This window comes from Actinomycetota bacterium (assembly GCA_036280995.1).
Classification (GTDB): Bacteria; Actinomycetota; CALGFH01; order CALGFH01; family CALGFH01; genus CALGFH01.
Genome location: DASUPQ010000153.1, coordinates 1 through 2423, shown reverse-complemented (window position 1 = coordinate 2423; position 2423 = coordinate 1). Strand labels below are relative to the sequence as shown.

Below are 2423 nucleotides of genomic sequence, written 5' to 3'. Positions count from 1 at the left end.
TCCTTACGCGTACAAGGGAATCACCCACATCCGGAACGCGTACTCGCGACCGGACAAGGACGGCGGCTGCGACCGCTGACCCGCAAGGCTCAGACCTCCGGAAGTGGGGCTGGGCTGACTGTTGAGATTTAGGCCGATTCGACCCGGTAGGTGATTGGTCGGCGGTCGCCGGGCATGCGTGGGGGTGTGGTGTTCAGTTCCTCGGTGAGCAGGGTCAGGGCTCGGGCGATGCGGGGGGTGTCGGGTCGGTCGAGGGTGGTGGTGATCTTGGTGGGGGTGTAGTCGAGGTGGCCGCCGTGGCGCAGCAGGTGGCGGGTGATGGCGCGGTATTCGTTCGGGTCGGCGAGGTAGGCGTTGAGATGTTCGGCGAGCCAGGCCTCGGCGTTGAACGCGAGAAGCCGGAGGACCATTTGCAGGCCGCGGCGGGCCAGCTGGGGGCGGGCTCGTTCGGCATTCGGGTCTAGCTGGGTCGCGGGCACCTTGGCCGGGATCGGGCGCAGCGCAGCCTTTGCCGCATCGAGCGCGGTCTGGGCGTCGCGGATCCGGGCGTGCGTGCCGGGCAGCGCGGCGTTCTTCTGCTTCGGCGTGGTCTTCTCGTTGAGCAGCTGCGGCAGGGCGCGTTCGGCCGCGGCCAGGTCGGCCGCGGCGGCCTTGATCCGGGCGCGGGCGGTGGCCCGGGTCGGGTTGGCGACCTTGCGGTCATCGGGGCCGACGTCCATGGCGTAGTCGGCCAGCGCGTCGATCCCGTTGTGGGCGGCGGCGTATTTGAACATGTTCTCGATCCGCCACCGGGCCCGCAGCCAGCGCAGCAGATCCGCGCCGGTGCTGGTGGTGTCGCTGGTGAGGACCTGCAGCACCGGAGTGTCGTGCTCGAACAAGGTGAGTTGGCGGGCCTGGCCGTAGCCGTTGAGCCGCACGGTCTCCTCGGCCAGCAGGACGGTGATCCGTCGGCCGTCGCGGACCGTCCATGATCGTCTGGGTTTGGCGGTTGCCTCGGCGAGCGGGGCGCGTCGGTAGGTGACCCAATCCGCGCCGGCGTCGCGGCAGGCGGTGAAGACGGCCGGGTAGGCGCCGCCCCGGTCGAAGCCGAGCATGATCGGCGCGTCCGGACCGATCACCTGTCGTAGCTGGGTCAACACGCCGGGCAGGGTCGAGGCCAGCCCGGTCGGCTCCCCGGTGTCGAAGACCACGGCCCGGCCACGGGCATCGACCAGCAGGGTGTCGTCTCGGCCGGGCTGGGCATGCCGGCGTTTCGTGTTCCAGCCCTTGGCGACCGGCCGCGCGCCGGCGTAGGGCACGAAATGATCATCGACGAAGTACACCGGATCCCCGGCCGGGTCAGCGGCCAGCATCGCGGCGGCGAAGCAGCGCTGCAGCCGCAGCGGATCCGAGGAGTCCGCCAGGGCCGACAGCCGGGTCCGCAGCGTCTTCAGCTCCGGGATCACCGCAAGCCCGACGGTGGGCCCGGCCTCGGCGCGGCGCAAATGCTTGGCGCCTTCCACGGTGTCGATGCCGAGCGCGAACCCGACCGTGGCGGCGGCCAGCACCGCCAGGTCGTCGAAGCGGCGGGCCGGGGCCCCGGTCAGCGTGGCGAAGACGGCCTCGGCGCCGACCCGGTTCAGGTAGGCGTGCAGCAGCATCGCCCCCGCATACCGGGACCAGAACGTCCCGGTGCCGATCCGGGCCAGCCCGCCGACCCCGGCTGCCGGCTCAGCGTCGACACCATCAGCGCCCGCCGGCTCGGAATCGCCCGCCGGCTCGGAATCGCCCGGCTCGGGCAGCTCGGGCTGCACCGGGACCGGGCCGAGTCGAGCGAGCAGCTCGCTGATCACCGACTGGGCCACCCCGAGCCGGTCGGCGATCTCCTGCTGAGTCCAGCCCGCGGCCGACCAGTCCCGCGCCTGCCGGGCCTGCCGATCCGACAGCTTCGGCGGCCGGCCTCGTCGCCGCACCACGCCGGCCGACCCCTCCACCCGGGCCCGGCCCCGCAGGATCGACACGTAGGTGGCGCTCAGCCCGAACACCTCGGCCACCTCATTGACCCGCCGGCCGGCGTCGGTCAACGCCACGATCGCCAGGTTCCGCATCCCGGTGTCGTCGGCGTCGTAGCGGTACAGCACCGAGCGTCCGCAGGTCACCACGACCAGCCCGTCGCCGGTGTGCAGGCGCAGCCCGGCCGGCTCCGGCATCCCATCGAACGAGTCCTCAACCACACCCTGATCTTATCGGCTTTCCGATACACGGGCGTGAACAACAGGCCTGATCACAGGGCCAATCACCATCTACTTCCGGAGGTCTGAGACTGGGCCTGGCTCCCACGCCTCCGGGGACTTCTCACTCATACTTGTCCAGGGCCATCTCGCTTGCGGCGTTCCGACTGAACTGAATGCCTTCTTGATCAACTTCTTGAACTCCATGTAGGC

Annotated in this window: 1 protein-coding gene; it reads right to left on the bottom strand. The window is 70.6% G+C overall.

What is annotated here, in order from left to right:
- Window positions 1-128: 128 nt before the first annotated feature.
- Entirely contained in the window at window positions 129-2213 is a 2085-nt protein-coding gene (locus VF468_04800) for a transposase (protein ID HEX5877633.1), read from the bottom strand.
- Between the last annotated feature and the right edge of the window lie 210 nt (window positions 2214-2423).